This is a genomic window from Pseudomonas farsensis, assembly GCF_014268805.2.
GTDB lineage: Bacteria > Pseudomonadota > Gammaproteobacteria > Pseudomonadales > Pseudomonadaceae > Aquipseudomonas > Aquipseudomonas farsensis.
The window spans coordinates 1,674,158-1,697,355 of the sequence record NZ_JABWRF020000001.1 but is presented as its reverse complement, the minus strand read 5'-3'; the positions used below and the strand labels follow the sequence as shown (position 1 = coordinate 1,697,355).

Genomic DNA, 23,198 nt, shown 5'->3' with positions numbered 1-23,198 from the left:
AACAACCTGGTACGCCCGTCACAGCCGGCATCCAGTATGCCAAAACATCTGGTAATGGGAATTGTTACCAGATAATATCGCGCCGCGTTTACACCCTCTCCGTGACCTTTCTTCCAGGACCTGAACCGATGCGTTACAGGATTGTTTCGCTGTGCCTGCTACACGCTGCCCCAATGCTCACTTGGGCGGCAACCACCCCCGTCGATACCTCGGCAGGCATTCAGCTTGAAGCGGTGAACATCAACGCCGACGCCGACTACGAGCGCGCCGACAGCCCGGTACAAGGCTACCGCGCCACCCGCTCGGCCAGCGCCACGCGCACCGACACGGCCCTGCATGAAACACCGCAGTCGGTCAGCGTCGTGCCCAAGGATGTCCTGGAAGACACCAGCGCCACCCGTCTGCAGGACGGCCTGGACTACGCAGGCGGTGTGGGCCGTGCCAACAATTTCGGCGGCCAGGGCCTGACCACGTTCACCGTGCGCGGCTTCACCACGGGTGAGTTCTACCGCAACGGCTTCCCGATCAACCGAGGCTACCCCAACGCCCCGGATGCCAACACCGTCGAGCGCCTGGAAGTGATCCGCGGCCCGGCCACCAGCCTGTATGGGCGTGGCGACCCGGGCGGCACCTTCAACATCGTCAGCAAGCAGTCGCTGCCGGAGCAGAAGGTCACCCTTGGCAGCCAGTTCACTGACCAAGGCATGCACCGCGCCACCCTCGATGCCACCGGCCCGCTCAACCAGGACGGCAGCCTGGCGTATCGCCTCAACGTGCTGGGTGAAGGTGGCGAGACATTCCGCGATGACGTGCAGACCGAGCGCTACGACGTGGCGCCGGTGCTCAGCTGGCAGGTCAACGACAGCACCAAGATCGTCTTTGAAGGCGATTTCATGCGCAATAACCACCCGTTGGATCGGGGTTTGACGCGCTACCCGACGCAACGAGCCAGTGCCTCCCGCGACACCTATCTGTGGGAAAAAGGCAGCGACAACTTGCTGCACAACGACAACAACATGGCTCAGTTGCGCTTTGAGCACGCGCTGAATGAGGACTGGACACTGGGCGGCGGTGCGCAGTGGCTGGATGGCTCGCTCAAGGGCAATGCGGTTGAAGCTAACGGCGTACAGGCCGATGGCCGAACGCTGAACCGCAACTTCAACTACCGCAAGCTGGAGTGGGCCGACCAGGACTGGCAGCTCAACCTGACCGGCCACTTTGACACAGGCAGGTTCAACCATACGTTGCTGACCGGCGTGGAGTACGAGGATTACGATTACAACTCGATCATCCGCCGCTCTTCGGCCGCCTACCCGATCGACATTCTAGATCCGGTGCTGGGGCAGCCGCGCCCTGCTCTGACCCGGACCACCACCCACGATAAGGAAAACCTGAAAACCTGGGCGTTCTTCATCCAGGATCAGGTGGCCTTGACTGAACGTTTGAAAGCGCTTGCTGGAGTCCGCCTTGAGCGCTTCGAGCACGACTACGTCAACAAGCTCGATGACAAGGGCGACTTCACCAAAGGCCAAAACGCCGTTACCCCACGCTTCGGCCTGATCTACGACCTGACCGACACCGTCGCGGTCTACGCCAACACCGCACGTTCCTTCAAGCCCAACAGCGGAACCCCGCAAGCAGGCAGTGGCTTCGACCCGGAAAAGGGCAAGTCGTACGAGCTGGGCATGAAGTGGGAAGCCCTCGACCGCCAACTGACGGTCGATGCGGCGATCTACCACATCGTCAAGGAAAACGTGCTGACCAACGATCCAAACGACCTCACCAACACCTTCAAGGTAGCGGCAGGGGAAGTGCGCAGCCGTGGCCTGGATATCAACATCGCCGGTAACATCACCCCCGAGTGGCGCATGATCGGCGGCTACGGCTATGTCGATGCCATGGTCACCAAGGACAACATGCTGGAAAAAGGCACGCGCCTGGCCAATATTCCGCGTAACACCTTCAGCCTGCTGAACACCTACGAGTTCCAGGACGGCTTGGTCAAAGGCCTGGGTCTGGGCATGGGCGTGAAGTACGTGGATGACCGCGCCGGGCAAACGGCCGCGACGACCTACACCATGGAACGCTACAGCGTTGTTGACCTGCTGAGCTTCTACAAGGTCAACGAGCACGTGCGCCTGAACCTGGATGTAAAGAACGTGTTCAACAAAGGGTATGACGAAGGTGCGTTCAACGCCTACGTCTACCCAGGCGAGCCGCGCACTGTACAAGCTGGGGTGGCTTACACCTTCTAAGGTTAGTTGCCCGAGCACTCCCGGCTACGGCTGATTGTAGGAGCGGCCTTGCGTCGCGAAAGGGCTGCGCAGCAGCCCCGACGATCTTGCATGATGCATGGATCCTCGGGCTGCTTCGCAGCCCTTTCGCGGCACAAGGCCGCTCCTGCGCAGGCCGCGCTGGCCTGGCTCGCAACGGGGCCCTGTTCCCGCCCCGACGACCATGCTAGCCTCCGCGCGCCTCGCCCTGCGAGGCTGGACAGTCTTCAGGCAAGGAGTCAGGCATGGACCTGCAGTTTCTGGGCACCTCATCAGGGGTGCCTACCAAGGCCCGCAACGTCAGCGCGACCGCCGTCATCGAATCCGCCGGCCACGGTTGGTACCTGGTCGACTGTGGCGAAGGCACACAGCACCAGTTGCTGCGCAGCCCGCTGTCGGTCCGCGACCTGCGCGCCATTCTCATCACCCATGTGCACGGCGATCACTGCTTCGGCTTGCCTGGGCTGCTGGCCAGCGCCGGCATGTCCGGGCGCAGCGAGCCGCTCACACTGGTCCTGCCAGCGGCCTTGCAGGGTTGGGTGCAACAGACCCTCGCCGTAAGCGAGACCTACCTGCCCTTCGAACTGCAAATACAGACGTTGGAGACCTTCAGCGGCCTGCAAAACGGCAATATCTGCGTGTGCACCGTGGAGCTTTCGCACCGGGTACGCTCCTGGGCGTATGTCTTCGAAGAGCGCGACCCCTCCCCCCGGCTCGATACCGAACGGCTCAAAGCCGATGGCATTCCCGCCGGGCCACTGTGGGGGCAACTGGCCCATGGCCAGGCGGTAGAGCATCAGGGCCGCCAGCTCGATCCGCTTGCCTACCTGCAGCCCACACGCGCTCCACAGCGGGTAATCGTCTGCGGCGACAACGACCGGCCCGAGCTGCTGGCAGGTGTTGCCAAGGGCGTTGACGTGCTGGTCCACGAAGCCACCTTCACCCAGCCTGTGATCGACCGCAGCCAGACCAGTTTCGGTCACAGCACTGCAGCGGCCGTAGCGCTCTTCGCCGAGCAGGCTGCGGTGAAAAACCTGGTGCTGACCCACTTCAGCGCCCGCTACCAGTGCGCGCCCGGTCGCGGCAACAGCATCGAGGAAATCCGCCAGGAAGCCCTGGCCGGCTACCACGGCAACCTGACACTCGCCCGCGACTTGCAGCGCTACCATCTGGGCCGCGACGGCGTATTGGTGCAGGCAACCTGAGCGAAAACCCTGGCCGGCGCAAAACGACCAAACCGTTAACGTTGGCAAAATCTGCGGTCTTCATCATGCGTGGCAATCGGCCATTGGCCACCTGCCTAACCCACTGGAGACTGCAACAATGAAAACCCTCGCCATCGCCCTTGCCCTGCTGGCCACCACCACCGTGACGTCGGCCTTTGCCGAAGGCGGCGCCGACCGCCTGCGCGAGCGCAGCGACCAATGGGCCGTGCAACGCCAGCAGGCGCAAGAGGCCGTCGCCAAGCGCCAGGCCGAGCAAGCCAACCGCCAGGCTGATGTCCCGCGCACTGAAGCCAAACCTGCGAGCTGAGCGAGCAGCGCTTTGCAGGTCTTTGCCTAGACTCCTTGCACACAGGTAGCGGTGGTAGCTCGCAGAGGGCGCCCCGCTACGACGTCGCACAAGGAGCAACCATGAGCAGCACGCAAATCTACATCGTCAGCGCAGTACGTTCGGCCATCGGCAGTTTCGGCGGGTCACTCAAAGACCTGCCACTGGCCGACCTCGCCACCCAAGTCACCCGTGCAGCCCTCGAGCGCTCCGGGGTGGATGCCGCACAAATCGGCCATCTGGTCATGGGCAACGTGATCCCCACCGAACCACGTGACGCCTACCTGGGCCGCGTTGCGGCTATCAAGGCCGGCATCCCCAAAGAAACCCCGGCATTCAACGTCAACCGCCTGTGTGGCTCGGGGCTGCAAGCCATTGTTTCGGCAGCCCAGGGGCTGTTGCTGGGTGATAGCGATATTGCCCTGGCGGCGGGCGCCGAAGCCATGAGCCGCAGCCCGTATCTGCTGCCTCAGGCACGCTGGGGCGCGCGCATGGGCGACCTGCAAGGTATCGATTATGGTCGGTGTGTTGCAGGACCCATTCGAGCACTTTCACATGGGCATCACTGCCGAGAACGTCGCTGCAGGCCACGGCATCACCCGCCAGATGCAGGACGAAACCGCGCTGGCCAGTCAGCAGCGGGCCGCCCGGGCGATAGCCGAACGCCGCTTCAACGGGCAGATCGTGCCGATTGAGGTCCCTACCCGCAAAGGCTCCGTGCAGTTTGCCGTTGATGAGAACGTGCGCGCGGAACTTACCACCGAACAACTGGCGGGCATGAAAGCCGTATTCAAGAAAGACGGCACGGTAACCGCCGGCAACGCCAGCAGCATCAACGACGGCGCCGCAGGCCTGGTGCTGGCTACCGGCGATGCCGTGCGCCGCCTGGGCCTCAAACCGCTGGCACGCCTGGTGGCGTACGCCCACGCCGGCGTGGAGCCCGCATGGATGGGCCTGGGGCCAATCCCGGCCACGCGCAAGGTGTTGGAAAAGGCCGGCCTGACGGTCGCCGACCTGGATGTGATCGAGTCCAATGAAGCCTTCGCCGCACAGGCCTGCGCCGTGGCCCGCGCATTGGGGTTTGACCCGGACAAGGTCAACCCCAACGGCTCGGGCATTTCGTTGGGGCACCCGGTCGGTGCTACCGGCGCTATCATCGCCACCAAGGCCATCCATGAGCTGCAACGGATACAGGGCCGCTACGCCCTTGCCACCATGTGCATCGGTGGCGGGCAAGGCATCGCCGTGGTCTTTGAGCGCACGTAGGCGTCAGCGAATCTGGTGCTTGTGTAGCAGGCGGTAGAAGGTGGGCCTTGAAATGCCCAGCACTTTTGCCGCAATGCTCATGTTGTCGCTATGCCGGTCCAGCACATCGCACAGCGCCTGGCGCTCGGCGCGGTGCTTGTAATCTTCCAGCGTGCCCAGCGGCAGGTCTTGCTCCTGAGTGTCCTGAAGACCAAGGTCTTGCGCTTCGATCTGCCGGCCCTCGGCAAGCACCAGGCCACGGCGCACGCGGTTGGCCAGCTCACGCACGTTGCCCGGCCAGTCGTGCAGGCCCATGGCAGCCAGGGCGCCATCGCTGAACGAGCGGGGCCGGCGCCCCGTTTCAATGCTGTAGAAATGGGCAAAATGGCTGGCCAGCAACGACAGGTCGCCGTGCCGGTCACGCAGCGGTGCCGTGACTACCTGCAGCACGTTCAGCCGGTAGTACAGGTCTTCGCGAAAGCGCCCAAGGCCGATAGCCTTTTCGAGGTCGACATGGGTCGCCGCCAGCACCCGCACATCTACCGGGATAGGCTGGTTGCCACCCACGCGCTCGATGTGTTTTTCCTGAAGAAAGCGCAGCAGATTTGCTTGAAGTTCGAGGGGAAGATCGCCGATCTCGTCTAGAAACAACGTGCCACCATGGGCCGCCTCGATACGCCCGACCTTGCGCTGGTGCGCACCGGTGAAGGCGCCTTTTTCATGGCCAAACAACTCGGATTGAATAAGGTGCTCGGGGATTGCCCCGCAGTTGATGGCGATAAACGGCTGGTCATGGCGCTGCGACAGGCGATGTAGCGTGCGCGCCACCAGCTCTTTACCCGTGCCGCTTTCCCCGCGTATGAGCACCGGTGACTCGGTGGGCGCCAGCTTGCCCAACAGCTTGCGCAACTCGCGGATCGGCCGACTTTCGCCGAGCAGTTCGTGCTCATGCTCATCCACCCGCACCGCACCTTTGCCGCGCAGCCGCGCCATGCCGAAGGCGCGCCCCAGCGTCACCTGGACCCGCGAGACGTCGAAGGGCAGCGTGTGAAAGTCGAAAAACCACTCGCAAACGAAGTCACCGACATTTTGCATGCGCAGTTCTTCAGCGCTTAGCACGGCGATCCACTCGGTCTTGCTGCGCTGGATGAGGTCCCTGACCGCATCGGGGTGACGCAAGTGCGAAGCCTGCAGGCGCAGCAAGCCAACATCGCACGGGTGCTCAAGGGCGGTATCCAGCGTGCAGGTGCGCACCTCCCAGCCGACACCGCGCAACCCAGGCAACAAGCGGTGGCAGTCTTCGCAGGGGTCGACAATCAGCAGGCGGCGATGGGAAGCAGGCTCGAGCATGACCGTTCCTTGGCGCCGGTAATCGGCTTTTTTTCGAATAAACAGTAAGTTGCGACGCCAGAAATAACAGTAGCAATTAACTTGACGCGCTCGACTACCGTTGGTCAGCCCGTTTTACTCGCCGCGAATTTTCATCGCATATCGGCGTCACACGCCGCAGCACCGGCAATGTTAAATACCCTTAACTTAAAATTTTCAGTTGTTATGTGACTTCACCCCTGACCTGGAGCATCAGTACGAATAACCCCGCGCTGTACGCTATGCCGGAACAACATCGCGGAAACTACTTTTCGCTGTTTGGGACCATAGAGAGACCGAGCCATGAATGCCCCGTTGCGCGTCAACGAAGCCCTGCTGATTGCCGACCACGCCTTCGAACCGTTCCAGTGCGTTGCCTGGGATGCACCCAACGGTACCGGTGAGCTGACGCTGGCAGTGATTGACCGGACCAGCACCCGCATTGGCGCCAAGCAAGTCTCCTCGCGGGTCTATTCCGACCCTGCGCAGTGGGCCTGCCTGATCGAAGAAGTGCGCGCCGAACTGTGCCAGAAAGGCTACGACCTGCAGCCCTGGTCGATGCCCAAGTAAGTACGCCCGCCACCACACGTGCGTGGCCGCCACGCACGTGTTGCAACTTGGCCTGCAACTTTTACGGTAGCGGCATTGTGTCGCAGCCGGCCGCCTTAGTTAACTTTCTGAAACTGATCTATATGCCGGTATTCGGCACAAAGTTGCTCGGCAAGTTGCTGCGCACGCCCGACCCGCACTGCGGCCCGCTCTATATCTACCACTAAGGTGGCGCAGGGCAGAGGCTGCAAGCCAGCCCATGGCGTCAGCCGACCGTCGGTCAGGATCAGGCAGCGCTGGGTTTCGTGGGGCAGCCGCCTGGCCCTGGTTTGCAGCCAGGTTCGCGCCTCATCCAGCGCTGCCAAGATCGGCGTGCCGCCACCTGCGCCCAACCCATCAAGCCACGGCTGCAACGCAGCTGACGCCTTCAGGCCATGGCGCTGCCAGCGCGGTGTGTCGCCGCTTGCGGTCAGCAGTGCCAGCCGCGCCCGTTGCCGATAGGCCTGGTCGAACACCCCGGCCAGCAGGCCTTTGGCCTGGCTCAAGGCGTGCTGACGGCGGGTCGAAGCCGAGGCATCGACGATAATCAGCCACAACTGCGGCGCCTGCGCCTGGCGCTGCTGCCAGCACAGGTCGCGCTGTGTGCGTGGGCGCCCCTTGAGCAGTGTCGCCAGCCAGGCGATGCGCCCGCGCCCGGCAGCCGTGGCGCGCCCACGGGGCGCACCTTGCACACGGCCTGGGCGAGGTCTGGCATCCAGCGCTTGGCTGCGGCGGATGCTCAGGGCTTTTTTGCCCAGTTCGGCACCTCACGCCGGGCGCCGGTAGCCACTGGCTGTGGCGCCATGGCCCCCCAGTTGCCCTGCCCTGCGCCTTGCTGGGGCTGATCGGGCTGCCCGCCACTTACTGGTGGCGGCTGTTGGCTTTGCGCCTGCGGGGCGTCGGTGTTGCGGCGATGGCGCAGGGCGAATTCGGCGACCGCCTCGACATCCTCTTCGCAAATGTGCCCGGCGCCACGCCACGCGGCGTGGGCACGGGCGGCGCGCAGCCAGACAAGGTCGGCGCGCAAGCCGTCGACCCCTGCGGCAAAACATCGCTCGGTGATCCAAGCCAAGGCCTGGTCATCCAGTGCAATAGCGGCCAGGCGCTCCCGGGCGCCGTGGCAGCGCTCGCGCAGTTGCGCCTGGGGCGCTGCCCACTCAGCGCAGAAAGCGTGCGGGTCGCTGTCGAACGCCAGCCGGCGGCGAATGATCTGCTGGCGCGCTTCAGGCGCCGGCAAACCCTGCAGTGCGACATTCAGGCCGAAACGGTCGAGCAACTGCGGGCGCAACTCGCCTTCTTCTGGGTTCATGGTGCCGATCAGCACGAAACGCGCCGGGTGGCGATGGGAAATACCATCGCGCTCGACACGGTTGGTGCCACTTGCCGCCACATCCAGCAACAGGTCGACCAGCGGGTCGGGCAGCAGATTCACTTCATCGACGTAAAGCACCCCGCCATCGGCATGGGCCAGCACCCCCGGCGAGAACTTCGCCTGGCCCTGTCCCAGGGCCGCATCGAGGTCCAGCGTGCCCACCAGGCGTTCTTCGGTGGCGCCCAAGGGCAAGGTGACGAACGGCCCGTCGCCGAGCAGGTCAGCCAAGCCTCGGGCCAGGGTGCTCTTGGCCATGCCGCGTGGGCCTTCGATCAGCACACCACCGATTTTAGGGTCGATGGCGGTCAGGCACAGTGCCAGTTTGAGGTCGTCGGCCCCGACCACGGCGGCCAGGGGAAATTGCACGGGTTCGGTCATGGTCAGCAGTCTTCCTCGCCCTCGAGCAACTGTTGCTCAAGGCTTTCGCGGTAGTCGCCCGGTTCCTGCCAGAGCCCGCGTTGCTGGGCTTCCAGCAAGCGCTCGGTAAGGTCGCGCAGGGCTTCGGGGTTGTGTTCACGCATGAAATCACGGGTGGCCGGGTCGAGCACGTAGGCGTCGGCCAGGCCCTGGTAATGGTGGTCGTCGATCAGGTGGGTGGTGGCATCGAAGGCGAACAGGTTGTCCACCGTGGCCGCCAGCTCGAAAGCACCTTTATAGCCATGCCGCTTGGCGCCGTCGATCCACTTTGGGTTGAGGGCGCGGGCGCGTATTACCCGGTTGAGTTCCTCTTTAAGGGTGCGGATACGCGGGCGGTCGGCCTGGCTGTGGTCACCGTGGTAACTGGCGCGGGTACTGCCGGCCAGGGTTTCGGCGGCGGCCAGCATGCCGCCCTGGAACTGGTAGTAATCGTTGGAATCGAGCAGGTCATGCTCGTGGTTGTCCTGGTTCTGCAGCACCGCCTGCACCTGGCTCAGGCGCTGGGCGAAACGCTCGCGGGCCGGGGTGCCTTCGTCGGCGGTGCCATAGGCGTAGCCACCGTGGTTGAGGTACACCTCGGCCAGGTCGTCGCGGCTGTTCCAAAGGCGCCCGTCGATAGCGTTCTGCACCCCCGCGCCGTAAGCACCGGGCTTGGCGCCGAAAACACGCCAGCCGGCCTGGCGTGCTGCAAGTTCGGCGTCCATGCCCTCACCGACCAGCGCCTGGCGCTCGGCGCGCACGCGGGCGGCAAGGGGGTTGAGGTCATCTGGCTCGTCCAGCGCGGCAACCGCCTGCACCGCCGCATCGAACAGGCGAATCAGGTTGCCGAACGCGTCACGGAAGAACCCCGACACCCGCAGCGTAACGTCGACCCGAGGGCGGTCGAGCAAGCTCAGCGGCAAGATTTCGAAATCATCGACACGCTGACTGCCGGTAGCCCATACCGGGCGCACGCCCATCAGCGCCATGGCCTGGGCGATATCATCGCCGCCGGTACGCATGGTCGCGGTGCCCCACACCGAAAGGCCGAGCTGGCGCAGGTGGTCGCCGTGATCTTGCAGATGGCGTTCAAGGATCAGGTTGGCCGAGGCAAAGCCCAGGCGCCAGGCGGTGGTGGTGGGCAGGTTGCGCACATCCACGGTGTAGAAGTTGCGCCCGGTCGGCAGCACATCCAGGCGCCCACGGCTGGGCGCGCCACTGGGGCCGGCCGGCACGAAGCGCCCGGCCAGTGCCGCCAGCAACGCGTCGATTTCGGCAGGGCCGCAGGCGTCCAGGCGCGGCGCCACCTCGTTGCGCAGGGCGTGCAGCACGTCTATGACCGGCTGCCAGCTACTGTCGTCCGGCAATGCCAAGGTTGCCTCCAGGGCGTGGCCGATCAGCGTCAGCGCAAGCTGCTCAAGGCGCTCGCGGGTGTCACCAGTGATGCGCCAGGGCGCGCTGTCTACCGCTTGCAGCAGCGCCGGGCGCGGCCCTTGCCAGGGCTCGCCGAGGTCGCAGTCAAGCGGGTCGAAGCCCAGCACCATGGCCTTGGCCAAGGTGCGAATCAAACTTGCATTGCCGCCGCGACCGTCGCCACGCTCGACCCGCAGCAACGCCAGCAGCGTGTCACTGCGCAGGCGGCCCTGAGGCGACTCGCCGAACACGTGCAGGCCATCGCGGATCTGCGATTCCTTGAGGTCGCACAGATAGGTGTCGAGCCGCGGCAACCACACCGCCGCATCGTCCAGCTGGCCCTCGAGTTGCAGCTCGCGGTCGATGTGGTTGGCCTTGACCAGTTCCAGAATGTCCCGCTGCAGCTCACGTGCTCGGCGCGGGTCGAGCAATTGCGCTTCATAATATTCGTCGGCCAGTTGCTCCAGATCGCGCAGCGGGCCGTAGGATTCGGCGCGGGTCAGTGGCGGCATCAAGTGGTCGATGATCACCGCCTGGGTACGGCGCTTGGCTTGGGCGCCCTCACCCGGGTCGTTGACGATGAACGGATAGATGTTCGGCAGTGGCCCGAGCAATGCGTCCGGCCAGCATTCACGCGACAGGCCCACACCCTTGCCCGGCAGCCACTCAAGGTTGCCGTGCTTGCCGACGTGGATAACCGCATCGGCGGCGTAGCTGTTGCGCAGCCAGAAGTGAAACGCCAGGTAACCATGGGGGGGCACCAAGTCCGGGTCGTGGTACACCGCACTCGGGTCGACCTGGTAGCCCCGCGCAGGCTGAATGCCGACAAAGGTCAGGCCATAGCGCAGCCCGGCAACCATCAGCCGGCCGTTACGGTGCATCGGGTCCTGCTCGGGGGCGCCCCAACGTTCCAGCACGGCGCGCTGGTTGGCCTGCGGCAACTGGGCAAAGGCGGCTTGATAGTCGTCCAGGCTCAGGCTTTGGGCGCAGGGGCGTTGGTCGAGGTGATCAAGGTCGTTGGTTACGCCGCCGAGCAGTTGCTGAATGAGCGCAGTGCCGCTGTCCGGCAGCCCGGCAACCGGGTAGCCCTGCCCCTGCATGGCCTGCAGGATATTCAGCGCCGCCCCCGGCGTATCCAGGCCGACACCGTTGCCGATGCGCCCATCGCGGGTCGGGTAGTTGGCCAGCACCAGGGCGACGCGCTTTTGCGGGTTGTCCAGCCGTGCCAGTTCGACCCAGCGGCGCGCAAGTTCAGCGACAAAGTCCATGCGCTCAGGGTGCGCGCGGTAACACACCACGTCGGACTGGCTGCGCTCGCTGCGCCAGGCAAGGTCTTTGAAACTCACCGGGCGGGTGATGATGCGCCCGTCCAGCTCCGGCAAGGCAATGTGCATGGCCAGGTCACGGGCGCCCAGGCCCTGCTCGCTCTGCTGCCACGCCGGCTGGTTGTCCTGGGCGCAGATCGCCTGCAACACCGGCACGTCACGGCGCAGCGGGCGCAGGTTGGGGCGTTCGGGGCTGGACAGGGCAAAGCCTGTGGTATTGATGATGACCTCGGCCTCGACCTCGTCCATCCACGCCTCGACCTGTTCAAGGCATGCTGCCTCCTTCAGGCTGGCCACGGCGATCGGCAACGGGTTCAGCCCGCAGGCCTGCAGGCGCTGGCAGAACACATCGATGAACCCGGTGTTGGCCGCCTGCAGGTGCGAGCGGTAGAACAGCAGCGGCGCCACTGGCCACTGCGGGTTCCATTCGGCGTACCAGTCCTGCAGCACCGCACTGGGCAGTGTTGGGTGGTAAACCGCCGTGCGCGGCAGCGGCTGGGGTTCGTCCCAAGCGTAATCGCGCCCCAGCCAAAGGCTTGCGAGGCAGTTGAACAGGTTGAGCGCATTGGCCTTGCCGCCTTGGCGCAGGTAATGCCAAAGGCGCTCGGCCTGCGCCCCGGTGACATTGCCCAGGCCGGTGAGCTCCGGGTCCGGGCGGTCATCGCCCGGCACCATGATCAGTTGCACGCCGCGGCTGGCCAGCTCGACCAGTTGCTCGACGCCATAGCGCCAGTAACCGACCCCGCCGTGCAACGACACCAGAATCACCTTGGCATGGCGCAGCACCTCGTCGACATACAGGTCGACCGAGGCGTGGTTCTGCACCTGCATGGGGTTGGCCAGGCGCAGGCTGGGGAAGTGTTCAGGCAACTGCTCGGCGGTTTCGGCGAGCAGCGCCAAGTGCGAATCGCCGCTGCACAGAATCACCAGTTCCGCTGGGGTCTGGCCAAGGTCAGCGATACTGTCGTCCGGCACGAAGCCACCGGGCTGGGTGCGCAGCAGGTGCATCGGTCAGGCGCCCAGCGCCTGGCGCAGGCGGGCTTCCAGGTGCACGGCATCGAGGTCCTGACCGATCAGCACCATGCGGGTGATGCGTGGTTCTTCGCTGCGCCAGGCGCGGTCGAAGTGTTTGTCGAAACGGGTGCCGACACCTTGGATCAACAGGCGCATCGGCTTGCCAGGGATGGCCGCGAAGCCTTTGGCGCGCAGAATGCCGAACTCGGTGACCAGTTGCGTGAGGGCGCCCATCAGCAGGCTTTCGTCGGCTTCAGGCAGGTCGATGGAGATGGAGTCGAAGGCGTCATGATCATGGTCATCATGGTCGTCGCCGTCGTGGTGCGAATCGTGGTGAGTGCGCCGGCCATCGATGTGCGCTTCGGATTCGGCGCCGACACCCAGCAGCACGTCCAGCGGCAGCCGGCCACTGCTGGCCTCGATCACCTTGACCGCTGGCGGCAGCTCTTGCGCGACTTCTGCGCGGACCTTGGCCAGGCCTTCGGCGTCGATCAGGTCGGCTTTGTTCAGCACCACCAGGTCGGCGCTGGCCAGTTGGTCGGCGAACAGCTCGTGCAGGGGCGACTCGTGGTCCAGGTTGGGGTCGAGCTTGCGCTGGGCGTCGACCTGATCCGGGTAGGCGGCGAACGTGCCGGCGGCCACGGCCGGGCTGTCGACTACGGTAATGACCGCATCGACCGTACAGGCGTTACGGATTTCTGGCCACTGGAAGGCCTGCACCAAAGGCTTGGGCAGCGCCAGGCCACTGGTTTCGATAAGAATGTGGTCAAGGTCGCCACGGCGGGCAACCAGTTCACGCATCACCGGGAAGAATTCTTCCTGCACGGTGCAGCACAGGCAGCCGTTGGCCAGCTCATAGACGCGGCCATTGGCCTCTTCTTCGCTGCAGCCGATGCTGCATTGCTTGAGGATTTCGCCATCGATGCCCAGCTCACCGAACTCGTTGACGATGACCGCAATGCGGCGGCCTTGGGCGTTGTCGAGCATGTGCCGCAGCAACGTGGTTTTACCCGAACCGAGAAAACCGGTAACGATGGTGACGGGGAGCTTGGCCAGTGTTTTCATGCGAGTGCCCTTGGCTGCAATGGCGCGGGCATGCGGCGGGACCGCCACGGGCGCTGATGGCCGGGCGTGTTCGCCACCGGATCACCCCGCCCGGTTTAAAGTCGAAAAGTTGCGAGGCAGGTCTCCTGGCTTGCACAGTGCCGGCCGCTAAGCCAGCAGGTGGGCGCCTTCCCGCATTCGCAGTGGCCATGCCAACCTTTTCAGATGTGCTTACAGTTGCGGGGGCAGCCGCGGCTTGACCGCGTTCCCGTCTTAGCTCCAGCACCGCTGGAGAACCTCGAAACGGCAAGGCTACGCAGTGCCCGCAATCCGGTCAACAGCCGTGGCGATTGACGCCCGCCCTGCCCCGTGATTTGCTAGCGAACTGCGTCCAGGTGCCCCTTAGGGGGTGAAACGGGAAACCGGTGCGCCTTGAGCCTTTACAAAAGGGCCAGGCAAATCCGGTGCTGCCCCCGCAACGGTAAGCGAGAGAAGTGTCCAGACCACTGTGCCACGCATTGGCATGGGAAGGTGACACTTGAACGGAGCCCTGCTCCGCCTCGCCAGCCCGGAGACCGGCCTGACGTCAACTCAACACCCCGCGGTGGGCGGGCGCTGTCGTATACCCTGGGCCCTGGTGCCCGGGGTCGCCGCGCTTGCCCGTTGCCACAACAAAAGCAGCAGAGGAACGCGTCATGCCTATCAGCACCGCCAAACACAGCATTGCCACACCCGCCACACTCAGCCAGCGCCTGATGGTTGCCATTGGCGCCAGCGTGCTGGGCCTGTCCCTGGTGTACTTCGCCGGTTTTTCGCATATCGAAGCGGTGCACAACGCTGCCCACGATACCCGCCACAGCGCCGCCTTCCCCTGCCACTGAGTAGCCCAGCATGATTACCCGTATCGCCCGTACCGCGGGCTTCAGCGGGCTGCTTGCAGCCTTGCTGCTGACGTTGCTGCAAAGTTTCTGGGTAGCCCCGCTGATTCTGCAGGCCGAAACCTATGAAAGCGCCGCCCCCGCGGCAGGCCACCATGCTGAAGGTGAAGCTGTCGCCGCGCATGAACATGAACACAGTGCCGAAGCCTGGGAGCCTGAAGATGGCTGGCAGCGCGTGCTGTCCACCACCGGTGGCAATTTGGTGGTAGCCGTCGGCTTTGCCCTGATTCTCGCAGCGCTCTACAGCCTGCGCGCACCGGGCAGGGTCAGCAGCGGCGCCTGGTGGGGCCTGGCAGGCTTTGCGGTGTTCTGCCTGGCGCCGACACTGGGCCTGCCGCCCGAGCTGCCCGGCACGGCCGCTGCCGACCTGGGCCTGCGTCAAAACTGGTGGGTCGGCACCGCTGCCGCCACCGCTGTCGGCCTGGCACTGCTGGTGTTCGCCCGGCACTGGTTGCTCAAGGTGCTTGGCGCCGTGCTGCTGGCCATCCCCCACGTGATCGGCGCTCCACAGCCAGAGGTGCACGAAAGCCTGGCACCCGCCGCACTGGAGACCCAGTTCAAGATTGCGTCGTGGCTGACCAACGCGGCGTTCTGGCTTGCGCTGGGCCTGCTCAGTGCGTGGCTGTACCGCCGCTCCAGCGACGCCTGATGGCCTGCCCCCACTCCGAGCCTGTGCTGTTCGCAGGCTTCGGCTGCCGGCGCGGCTGCTCGCAGCAAACCCTGACAGCGCTGCTGCACCAGACCCTTGCCGAGCATGACCTGCCCTTGCACGCCGTGCGCGGCATCGCCAGCATTCAGGCCAAGGCCGACGAGCCTGGGCTGCTGGCGCTGGCCGAGGCACTCGGGTTGCCTTTGATCTGCTTCGAAGTCAGCCAGTTGGCGAGGGTTGAGCACCTGCTCAGCCAGCGGTCAGCCAGCGCCTTCGCACACACCGGTTGCTGGGGCGTTGCCGAAAGCGCCGCGCTGGCGCTGGCCGAAGGCCACAGCCTGCAGCCTCACTTGCGGGTTACACGCCAAGTGCTTGATGGCGCTACCCTGGCGCTGGCGTGCGGCAGATAATGCCTCCTTTTACCCGCAAGGATTTTTCATGACGGTCTATTTCATCGGTGCCGGCCCCGGCGACCCCGAGCTGATCACGGTCAAGGGCCAGCGGCTGATCAACCAGTGCCCAGTGATCATCTATGCAGGCTCTCTGGTCCCCCCAGCGGTACTGGCCGGCAACACCGCCGAACGCGTGATCAACAGCGCCGAGCTGCACCTGGAACAGATCATCGACGCCATGCGCCAGGCCCATGCCGATGGCCAGGACGTCGCGCGCGTGCACAGCGGCGACCCCAGCCTGTATGGCGCCATCGGCGAACAGATCCGCCATCTGCGCGAACTGGGCATCGACTACCAGATCATTCCAGGGGTAACCGCCACGGCCGCCAGTGCCGCGCTGCTTGGCTGCGAGCTGACCCTGCCGGACGTCGCACAAACGGTGATCCTGACCCGCTATGGCGACAGCTCACCCATGCCGGCCGGCGAACAATTGAATGATTTGGCGCGCCACGGCTGCACGCTTGCAATTCACCTAGGCATTCGCAACCTGGCACGTATCGTTGCAGAGCTGGTGCCCCACTATGGCGCCGACTGCCCGGTGGCCGTGGTACACCGCGCCACTTGGCCCGACCAGGACTGGGCCCGCGGCACGCTGGCCGATATTGTCGAACAGGTGGAGCGCAAGGGTTTCAGGCGCACGGCGTTGATCCTGGTAGGCCATGTGCTGGGCGATGCCCCGTTCGCTGACTCGGCGCTTTACCGCGCAGGCCACGCACACCTTTACCGCCCTGGCCCTTGAACCGATTGCAGCACCTGTCGGCGGCGTAGCACACTGCTGTTTTAAGCCCACCGGAACCTCGCCCATGCTTGAGCTACGCCCCAACTGCGAATGCTGCGACTGCGACCTGCCGCCAGACAGCCCGGACGCGCTGATCTGTTCGTTTGAGTGCACGTTCTGTCGAGTGTGCAACCAAAAACATCTGCATGGGCACTGCCCGAACTGCGCAGGCCAGCTGAGCCCGCGCCCCACGCGCGTGGGTAGCGCACTGCAGAATAACCCCGCCACGACCCAGCGCACCCTCAAGCCGCACCCAGGCTGCGCCTGAAACAACCTTGGAAGCTCCGTCCTAGGACCTTTTGTAGTCCTTTTCAACAAAGTGCCGTTGCCTTTTCAACATGCCTATACTCCCCTATTACCAAAGGATCTGAATGTACGTAATGTGCCCGCTGCTCGGTTCTGTGGCTCTCAGGCTCGAGGTTTCAAGACAACAACAAGCGGGCTCATTTCTACAGGAGTTACCCAATGACAACCGTGCTGCTGGTCGATGACCACTCCATCGTGCGCCTTGCCGTGCGCGTGCTGCTGGAGCGCGAGCGCTTCGCCGTTGTCGGCGAAACCGGAAAAGGCAAAGAAGCAGCCCGCCTCGCGGCGGAAACCCGGGCAGATGTGGTGATCCTCGACATAGGCCTACCCGACCTTGACGGCATGGAGGTGATCAAACGCCTCAAGCTGCTCGACCCGCCCCCCAAGATCATGGCCCTGACCGGCCAACCTGCCGACCTGTACGTGCGCCGTTGCATGGATGCAGGCATCAGCGCCTTCGTCAACAAGGACGAAGACCTCGACGCCTTGGTATTTGCTCTAAAGGCACTGGTCAAAGGCTATTCGACCTTTCCGCAAATGGCCGTCAACATCAATACGCTGGAAAGCGAAAGCGAACGCCTGCAGTGCCTGTCCAACCGTGAGATGGAAGTACTGCGCAGGCTGTGTGCCGGGCAAAGCAACAAACTCATCGGCGAGCAGATGAATCTGAGCGCCAAGACCATCAGCACCTACCGCGGCCGCATTCTGGAGAAGCTCAAGGCCGAGTCGCTGGTCGAGATGGTCGACCTCGCCAAACGCAACAACGTGGTCTGACCGTGTATCGGGGCACGTTGCTGTGCCTGCTGCTCACCGCCTGCCTGCCTTCGTGGGCAGAACCCTCTGGCGAAAGCCGAAACCTGCTGGCTCGGTCACAAAGTGCCGGGCCGCCCCTGAAACTGTCATTGCCCGACCGCGAGTGGCTTGCAACGCGTGAAAGCCTGCGCCTGGGCACCTCGCGCCCCGACTACCCGCCTTTTGATATCAATACCAGCCAGTCCGACTATGAAGGCCTGAGCGCCGACTACGCCGGCTTGATTGGCGAGCAGCTTGGCGTGCCGGTAAAAGTCTGGCGCTATGCCACCCGCGAGCTGGCCATTGCCGCCCTGCACCGGGGCGAAATCGACCTGCTGGGCACCTCCAACGCTTTCGAAGCCGCCGACGCCGAGCTTGCCCTCAGCCAGCCCTACGCAGACGACTTGCCCGTAGTGGTCAGCCGCCGCGGCTATTCGTTGCGCGATGCCGGCGACCTTGCTGGCAAGCGCCTGGCCATGGTCGACCACTACGTACCGCTTGAGGCGGTGCAACGGTTGTACCCCGAAGCTCAACTGCGCTTGTATCGTTCCACCTTGGCCGGCGTCGCGGCGGTGGCGCTGGGCCAGGCAGACGCGTACCTTGGCGATGCCATCAGTACCGATTACGTGCTTGCCAAGGGTTACCAAGGCCTCGCAGGCATCGATCATTTCGTCAAAGCGCCCGCCAGCACCTTTTCGTTTGCCATGGACCGCGACAACCTGCGCCTGCAGCAACTGGTCAATCAGGCGTTGCAACGCATTGCCGACAGCGAACGCCTGAACATTCTGCGCCGCTGGACCCGTGGCAGCAGCGGCACGTTGCTCGACCGACGCCTGGACGCCCTGACCCCCGAAGAGCGCAACTGGATCAGCCAGCACCCCAATATACGGGTCATGATCAACACCCAACTGGCACCAGTGTCGTTCACCGATGCCTTGCAACAGCCGCGCGGCATCGCCATCGATGTGCTGGAGCAGATAACTCGGCGCACCGGGTTGCACTTCGAAATCGTGTTCGCCGATTCCTTCGACGCAATGCTGGACGCGGTAACCCAAGGCAAGGTCGACATGCTTGGCGCCATAGGGGTCGACCCGCAGCAGGCCGCACGCGTGCGCTACAGCCGCCCGTTCATGATCAGCCCACGGGTGCTGGTAACCCGTAGCGATGCCCCGCCCCTGGACGACCGCGCCCCGCTGCACGGCATGCGCGTGGCAGTGTTGCAAGGCTCACCGTTGCGCTCGGACCTTGCGCAGCCTGCAACGCTTGAAGCGCAGAACCCGTTACAGCTGTTGCAGGCGGTGATTGACGGCAAGGTCGACGTGGCACTTAGCAACGGCGTCAACGCCAGCTACTTCATCAACCAGATCGCCAACGGCAAACTCAAGATCGCCGCGCAGCTGGCGGATGAACCCATACCTGCAAGCTTTGCCGTCAACCCGGCGCAGCCGCAGTTGCAGGCGATCCTGGACAAAGCACTGTTGAGCCTGCCGCCCGATGAGCTCGACCAGATGATCGACCGCTGGCGCATCAGCGCGGTGGCCAGCGACAGCCCGTGGCGCAATTACCGTACCCTGGCCCTGCAAATACTGGCACTGGCGGCAGTGCTGCTGATTGGCGTGGCGTTCTGGAACCGTTACCTGCGCAGGCTGATCCAGCACCGCAGCGAGGCCCAGGAAGCTCTGCAAAAGCAACTGGGGCTGAGCCGCGCGCTGCTCGAACAACTGCACCAGGCCAAGAATGAGGCCGAACAGGCCAGCCAGGCCAAAAGCACCTTCCTGGCGGTGATGAGCCACGAGATCCGCACCCCGATGAACGCCGTCATCGGGCTGCTGGAGATGGCTCTGCAAGAAAGCCTGCGTGGGCGCAGCGACAGCCAGGCCCTGGAAACCGCCCACACCTCGGCGATCGGCCTGCTGGATCTGATTGGCGATGTGCTGGATATCTCGCGCATCGAGTCGGGCCGCATGACCCTTAACCCGGTGACCTGCGACCTGACCGCGCTGGTGCAGGCAACCTTGCGCATGTTCGAAGGCAACGCCAGGGCCAAGGGCATCGCGCTGCACGCAGTGCTTCCCGGCAGCCCCTGCTGGGTCGAGGCCGACCCACTGCGGCTCAAGCAGGTGCTGGCCAACCTGGTCAGCAACGCGATCAAGTTCACCCAGCGCGGCCAAGTAGATGTATCGCTGCGCACCGCGCCTGCGGCCGAGGGCAAGCTCGATGTCATGCTGCAGGTCAAGGACAGCGGTGTCGGCATCAGTGCAGCCGACCAGCAGCGGCTGTTCAGCGCCTTCGTCCAGGCGAATGACCGCCAAGGGCGCCAAGGCGCAGGGCTGGGCCTGGTGATCAGCCGCAGCCTGAGCGAGCTGATGGGCGGCGCGCTCACGTTGCAAAGCCTGGAGGGCCTGGGCACCCAGGTTGACGTGCAACTGACGCTGCCCCACGCATTGCCGCCCAGCAAGGCAGCACCCAGCGGCTCAGATTCGCTAACCGACAGCCGGGCGCTCAATATTCTGGTGGTCGACGACTACCCCGCCAACCTGCTGTTGCTAGACAAGCAACTGAGCTCGCTCGGCCACCGGGTCACCAGCGCCGAACACGGCGAAGCGGCATTGACACTGTGGCAAGGTGGCCGTTTCGATGTAGTGATTACCGACTGCAACATGCCCGTGATGGACGGCCACACCTTGGCTCGGCGGATCCGCGAGCTGGAGCAGGCACGGCAACTGCCACCCTGCCGCATCATCGGTGTCACCGCCAACGCAATGGCCGAAGAGCGCGAACGCTGCCTAGCCAGCGGCATGGACGACTGCCTGTTCAAGCCGCTGGGGTTGCGCGCCTTGCAGGCTGGCCTGGCGCAGGCCGCAGCGCTGGCATTTGCCGACGCTGTACAAACGGGTGAGCCGGCCTTGCGCGCCAGTGGCTTCGAGCTGGCCAAGCTTCGGCACCTGACCCAGGACGACCACCAGTTGACCTTGACCCTGCTCAGCCAACTGGCCGACAGCACCGCAGAAGACTTGCACTCACTGCGCGAGCTGGGTGCGGATGCCGAACCCTACGCTTTGGCGATGGCGGTGCACCGCATCAAAGGTGGCGCGAAGATGCTCAAGGTCAGCGTGGTGGTGCGCGACTGCGAAGCAATCGAACATGCCCTCGCCCAAGGGCACGCCTGCGAGTCCCTGCTGCTGACGCTGTTAGCCAGCTTGCAGGGCCTCGAGCGCGAGCTGCGCGAGAGTTTCAATGCAATTGAAGGGTCGAACTGATCTGGCTGATGGCGTCGACCACATGCCGTGAGCCTTGCTGAATTTCCAGGATCACCGTGCCCGCTTCATTGGCCAGTTCCACGCCAATGCAAGTACGCGACAAGCTCGACTGCATGCTTGCCACCGCCGTCAACGACAGGTCGTGGTTCTGCCGCACCACCTCGACAATTTCCACGGTCGCCTTGCTGGTGCGCGCAGCGAGGGTGCGCACCTCGTCGGCCACCACCGCAAAACCACGCCCATGCTCACCTGCCCGTGCCGCCTCGATGGCAGCGTTGAGCGCAAGCAGGTTGGTCTGGTCGGCGATGCCGCGAATGGTCGCGACGATCTGCCCGATGACCTCTGATTGGCGGCTGACCGCATCGATGGTTTGCGCAGCTTGATTGAGTTCGGCGGAAATCTGTTCGATAACCTGCACCGCCTGTTGCACCACCTGGCTGCCTTTGCGCGCGCAGGCATCGGTTTGCACGGAGCTTGCATGGGCGGCATCGGCGGCGGTCTGCTGGGTGCTGATCTGGCCGGTGATGTCGCTGGCGAACTTCACCACTTTGCACAGGCGGCCCTTGTTGTCGAAAATCGGGTTGTACGACGCTTCCAGGTAGACGGTACGTCCATGTTTATCGACCCTTTCGAAGCGGTGCGAATGGTATTCGCCACGATTGAGCGAAGCCCAGAACTCGCGGTATTCGGCCGATTCACGCTCATGGGGCAGGCAGAACAGCCCGTGATGGCGGCCAACCACTTCATCCAGGCGGTAGCCCAAGGTGTCGAGAAAATTCTGGTTGGCCTTGATTACCCGGCCTGCCGGGGTGAACTCCACGACTGCCATGGAGCGGCCAATGGCCTTGAGCAAGCTTTCGCTCTCGTGCTCCTCGATCACATGGCGGGTGATGTCGGACGCCACTTTGATCACGCTGGTAACCTGCTGCTGTTCATTGAGCACCGGCATGTAGCTCGCTTCCAGCCAGACTTCGCGCCCGGCCTTGTCGAGCCGCTCGAAGGTGCCGCTTATGGCCTTGCCCTCCCGCAGCTCTCGCCACAGCTGCTGATACTCCGCGCTCTTGGCATAACCTGGGTCGCAGAAAATTCGATGGTGTTTGCCGAGAATATCGTCAAGGCTGTAGCCCATGGTGTTGCAGAAGTGCTCGTTGGCAGCGAGGATCGTACCGTCGGGAGCGAACTCGATCATTGCCATCGAACGGCTGATCGCCGCAAGTTTGGCCTGCATCCCTGCCAGCGCGTCGCGGCAGCGCTGAATCTCGACCAGATCGGACTTGCGGTGATACTCGAACATGAGCGTGCCTCCTTGAGCGCCACGGGGTCTCAAGGAGCATAGATCGGAGCCGTATCCGTGCAAGCGATCTGCTATCACCGCGGACCAGGCATTTACCGCTCAGGAACTCTCGCGCACCATCAGCTCGAAGCCCAGGTCCTGCTGCTCTGCACCTACGCGCTTGCCGTCGAGCAGCCCCAACAGCGCCTGCGCTGCGCTGCGCCCCACCGCAGCGCGCGGCGTGCGAATGGACGTGAGTGGCGGGACCATGTGCGCCGAGGCCGGCAAATCGTTGAAACCGACCATCGCCACTCGTCGGGGCACTTCGATGCCTTCGCGCAGCGCCTGCAATACCGCACCCTGGGCCAGGTCGTCATTACAGAAGAAAATCCCGTCGACATCCGGTGCCTTGGCCAGCAGGCGGCTGAAAAGCTCACCGCCAAGGCCAATGGACGACGGCTGCGGGTCGAGCACTTCCAGCTCGGTGGCCTGCAAGCCGGCCTCGACCAGCGCCTGGCGGAAACCTTCGGCACGCTGCATGACCCGTGGGTCCAACTGCGCGGCAATGAACGCCAGGCGCCGCCGGCCGCGCTGCAGTAGGTGGCGTGCGGCGGCCCGGCCTGCTTCGAACTGGGAAAAACCGACCGACAAGGCACCCGCCTCGCCACCCAGTTCCATCATGTGCACGCGCGGCACCTGGCTTGCGTTAAGCAGCAGGCGCGAGCCTTCGCTGCGCTCAAAGCCGGTCAGCAGCATGCCGCAGGGCTGATAGGCCAGGTAATTGCGGATCAGGTTCTCTTCTTCGGCGATATCGTAGTGATAGTTGCCGATCAGCACCTCAAGGCCACGCGGGCGCATGACCTCGTGGATGGCCTCCAAGGTGTCGATGAACAGCTGGTTGGACAGCGACGGAATCAGCACCACCACCGAATGGCTGCGCGCCGAGGCCAGCGCGCGGGCAGCAGGGTTGGCGATATAGCCCAGGCTCGCGGCAGCGGCCATGACTTTTTCGGCCAGCGCGGGCGCAACTGTGCTCACGCCACGCAAGGCGCGCGAAGCGGTAATCGGGGAAACCCCGGAAAGCCTGGCGACTTCTGCCAGCGTGGGACGACCTGTAGTGCGGGAGCCGGTACGGGACATGGATGTTGTAATTTTACTACT

At 64.2% G+C, this 23,198-nt stretch carries 17 protein-coding genes, 3 pseudogenes and 2 riboswitches; of the genes and pseudogenes, 12 read left to right on the top strand and 8 right to left on the bottom strand.

Going from position 1 to position 23,198, the window contains the following annotated elements; translation table 11 throughout:
- Positions 1 to 128: 128 nt before the first annotated feature.
- From HU719_RS07790 to HU719_RS07775, 4 genes and pseudogenes are all read left to right on the top strand, one after another.
- Positions 129 to 2,255, top strand: coding sequence for a TonB-dependent siderophore receptor (locus HU719_RS07790; protein WP_186534606.1), 2,127 nt, complete (start codon positions 129 to 131; stop codon positions 2,253 to 2,255).
- 263 nt (positions 2,256 to 2,518) lie between these two features.
- The gene (locus tag HU719_RS07785) at positions 2,519 to 3,478 is read left to right on the top strand and encodes a ribonuclease Z (RefSeq protein ID WP_186534605.1); all 960 of its coding nucleotides are present in this window, start codon (positions 2,519 to 2,521) and stop codon (positions 3,476 to 3,478) included.
- Positions 3,479 to 3,596: 118 nt separating this feature from the next.
- A complete protein-coding gene (locus HU719_RS07780; protein WP_186534604.1) occupies positions 3,597 to 3,806 on the top strand; it encodes a hypothetical protein in 210 nt (69 codons plus the stop codon).
- A gap of 101 nt (positions 3,807 to 3,907) precedes the next feature.
- A pseudogene (locus tag HU719_RS07775) lies at positions 3,908 to 5,090 on the top strand (acetyl-CoA C-acyltransferase family protein).
- Positions 5,091 to 5,093: 3 nt separating this feature from the next.
- Here HU719_RS07775 and HU719_RS07770 read toward each other — a convergent pair.
- Positions 5,094 to 6,419 carry a sigma-54 dependent transcriptional regulator gene (locus HU719_RS07770; protein ID WP_186516184.1) on the bottom strand — a complete coding sequence of 442 codons (1,326 nt, stop codon included), beginning with the start codon at positions 6,417 to 6,419 and terminating at the stop codon, positions 5,094 to 5,096.
- Positions 6,420 to 6,740: 321 nt separating this feature from the next.
- Here HU719_RS07770 and HU719_RS07765 point away from each other — a divergent pair, with 321 nt between their 5' ends.
- Positions 6,741 to 7,007: a hypothetical protein gene (locus tag HU719_RS07765; RefSeq protein WP_186516182.1), complete on the top strand. Its 267-nt coding sequence runs from the start codon at positions 6,741 to 6,743 to the stop codon at positions 7,005 to 7,007.
- A 95-nt stretch (positions 7,008 to 7,102) separates the two neighbouring features.
- On the opposite strand, the gene HU719_RS07760 is transcribed toward HU719_RS07765, so the two are convergent.
- From HU719_RS07760 to cobW, 4 genes are read right to left on the bottom strand one after another with little or no spacing between them, the layout of a single operon-like run.
- A complete protein-coding gene (locus HU719_RS07760) occupies positions 7,103 to 7,717 on the bottom strand; it encodes a vWA domain-containing protein (protein WP_367616397.1) in 615 nt (204 codons plus the stop codon).
- Positions 7,718 to 7,764: 47 nt separating this feature from the next.
- Positions 7,765 to 8,775, bottom strand: coding sequence for a magnesium chelatase ATPase subunit I (locus tag HU719_RS07755; RefSeq protein WP_186534603.1), 1,011 nt, complete (start codon positions 8,773 to 8,775; stop codon positions 7,765 to 7,767).
- 2 nt (positions 8,776 to 8,777) lie between these two features.
- Positions 8,778 to 12,539 (bottom strand): cobaltochelatase subunit CobN, encoded by a 3,762-nt coding sequence (gene cobN, locus HU719_RS07750; RefSeq protein ID WP_186534602.1) that lies wholly within the window; start codon positions 12,537 to 12,539, stop codon positions 8,778 to 8,780.
- Positions 12,540 to 12,542: 3 nt separating this feature from the next.
- On the bottom strand, positions 12,543 to 13,610 hold the full coding sequence (gene cobW, locus HU719_RS07745) for a cobalamin biosynthesis protein CobW (protein ID WP_186534601.1): 1,068 nt from the start codon (positions 13,608 to 13,610) through the stop codon (positions 12,543 to 12,545).
- A 98-nt stretch (positions 13,611 to 13,708) separates the two neighbouring features.
- Positions 13,709 to 13,905: riboswitch (cobalamin riboswitch) on the bottom strand.
- Positions 13,906 to 13,965: 60 nt separating this feature from the next.
- Positions 13,966 to 14,187, top strand: a riboswitch (cobalamin riboswitch).
- A 97-nt stretch (positions 14,188 to 14,284) separates the two neighbouring features.
- Between cobW and HU719_RS07740 the strand changes: the two genes are divergently transcribed.
- The 7 genes from HU719_RS07740 (at position 14,285) to HU719_RS07710 (ending at position 20,764) form a co-directional block, all read left to right on the top strand.
- Positions 14,285 to 14,470, top strand: a complete 186-nt coding sequence (locus HU719_RS07740; RefSeq protein WP_186516175.1) for a CbtB domain-containing protein — start codon at positions 14,285 to 14,287, stop codon at positions 14,468 to 14,470.
- Positions 14,471 to 14,480: 10 nt separating this feature from the next.
- Complete coding sequence (locus HU719_RS07735; protein WP_186534600.1) at positions 14,481 to 15,176, top strand: CbtA family protein; 696 nt, start codon at positions 14,481 to 14,483, stop codon at positions 15,174 to 15,176.
- A complete protein-coding gene (locus HU719_RS07730; RefSeq protein WP_186534599.1) occupies positions 15,176 to 15,586 on the top strand; it encodes a cobalamin biosynthesis protein in 411 nt (136 codons plus the stop codon). Before HU719_RS07735 ends, HU719_RS07730 begins: the two co-directional genes overlap by 1 nt.
- A 28-nt stretch (positions 15,587 to 15,614) precedes the next feature.
- Positions 15,615 to 16,367: a precorrin-4 C(11)-methyltransferase gene (gene cobM / locus HU719_RS07725; RefSeq protein WP_186534598.1), complete on the top strand. Its 753-nt coding sequence runs from the start codon at positions 15,615 to 15,617 to the stop codon at positions 16,365 to 16,367.
- A 64-nt stretch (positions 16,368 to 16,431) separates the two neighbouring features.
- Entirely contained in the window at positions 16,432 to 16,674 is a 243-nt protein-coding gene (locus tag HU719_RS07720; protein ID WP_186534597.1) for a DUF1272 domain-containing protein, read from the top strand.
- Positions 16,675 to 16,871: 197 nt separating this feature from the next.
- Positions 16,872 to 17,486, top strand: coding sequence for a response regulator transcription factor (locus tag HU719_RS07715; RefSeq protein WP_186534596.1), 615 nt, complete (start codon positions 16,872 to 16,874; stop codon positions 17,484 to 17,486).
- Between the two features lie 17 nt (positions 17,487 to 17,503).
- Entirely contained in the window at positions 17,504 to 20,764 is a 3,261-nt protein-coding gene (locus tag HU719_RS07710) for a transporter substrate-binding domain-containing protein (RefSeq protein WP_189659743.1), read from the top strand.
- On the opposite strand, the pseudogene HU719_RS23865 reads toward HU719_RS07710, so the two are convergent.
- The 3 genes and pseudogenes from HU719_RS23865 to gntR form a co-directional block, all read right to left on the bottom strand.
- Positions 20,739 to 21,170, bottom strand: a pseudogene (locus tag HU719_RS23865) (methyl-accepting chemotaxis protein); the annotation flags it as partial. The gene HU719_RS07710 and the pseudogene HU719_RS23865 overlap by 26 nt on opposite strands.
- A 105-nt stretch (positions 21,171 to 21,275) precedes the next feature.
- Positions 21,276 to 21,992 (bottom strand): annotated as a pseudogene (locus tag HU719_RS23860) (PAS domain-containing protein); the annotation flags it as partial.
- 165 nt (positions 21,993 to 22,157) lie between these two features.
- Positions 22,158 to 23,177 carry an HTH-type transcriptional regulator GntR gene (gene gntR, locus HU719_RS07700; RefSeq protein WP_186516166.1) on the bottom strand — a complete coding sequence of 340 codons (1,020 nt, stop codon included), beginning with the start codon at positions 23,175 to 23,177 and terminating at the stop codon, positions 22,158 to 22,160.
- Positions 23,178 to 23,198: the final 21 nt, after the last annotated feature.

Excerpts from the sequence above, each read along its gene's own strand:
- HU719_RS07790 (WP_186534606.1), top strand. The coding sequence starts at position 129 with ATGCGTTACAGGATTGTTTCGCTGTGCCTGCTACACGCTGCCCCAATG.
- HU719_RS07785 (WP_186534605.1), top strand. The coding sequence starts at position 2,519 with ATGGACCTGCAGTTTCTGGGCACCTCATCAGGGGTGCCTACCAAGGCC.
- HU719_RS07780 (WP_186534604.1), top strand. The coding sequence starts at position 3,597 with ATGAAAACCCTCGCCATCGCCCTTGCCCTGCTGGCCACCACCACCGTG.
- HU719_RS07770 (WP_186516184.1), bottom strand. The coding sequence starts at position 6,419 with ATGCTCGAGCCTGCTTCCCATCGCCGCCTGCTGATTGTCGACCCCTGC.
- HU719_RS07765 (WP_186516182.1), top strand. The coding sequence starts at position 6,741 with ATGAATGCCCCGTTGCGCGTCAACGAAGCCCTGCTGATTGCCGACCAC.
- HU719_RS07755 (WP_186534603.1), bottom strand. The coding sequence starts at position 8,775 with ATGACCGAACCCGTGCAATTTCCCCTGGCCGCCGTGGTCGGGGCCGAC.
- cobN (WP_186534602.1), bottom strand. The coding sequence starts at position 12,539 with ATGCACCTGCTGCGCACCCAGCCCGGTGGCTTCGTGCCGGACGACAGT.
- cobW (WP_186534601.1), bottom strand. The coding sequence starts at position 13,610 with ATGAAAACACTGGCCAAGCTCCCCGTCACCATCGTTACCGGTTTTCTC.
- HU719_RS07740 (WP_186516175.1), top strand. The coding sequence starts at position 14,285 with ATGCCTATCAGCACCGCCAAACACAGCATTGCCACACCCGCCACACTC.
- HU719_RS07735 (WP_186534600.1), top strand. The coding sequence starts at position 14,481 with ATGATTACCCGTATCGCCCGTACCGCGGGCTTCAGCGGGCTGCTTGCA.
- HU719_RS07730 (WP_186534599.1), top strand. The coding sequence starts at position 15,176 with ATGGCCTGCCCCCACTCCGAGCCTGTGCTGTTCGCAGGCTTCGGCTGC.
- cobM (WP_186534598.1), top strand. The coding sequence starts at position 15,615 with ATGACGGTCTATTTCATCGGTGCCGGCCCCGGCGACCCCGAGCTGATC.
- HU719_RS07720 (WP_186534597.1), top strand. The coding sequence starts at position 16,432 with ATGCTTGAGCTACGCCCCAACTGCGAATGCTGCGACTGCGACCTGCCG.
- HU719_RS07715 (WP_186534596.1), top strand. The coding sequence starts at position 16,872 with ATGACAACCGTGCTGCTGGTCGATGACCACTCCATCGTGCGCCTTGCC.
- gntR (WP_186516166.1), bottom strand. The coding sequence starts at position 23,177 with ATGTCCCGTACCGGCTCCCGCACTACAGGTCGTCCCACGCTGGCAGAA.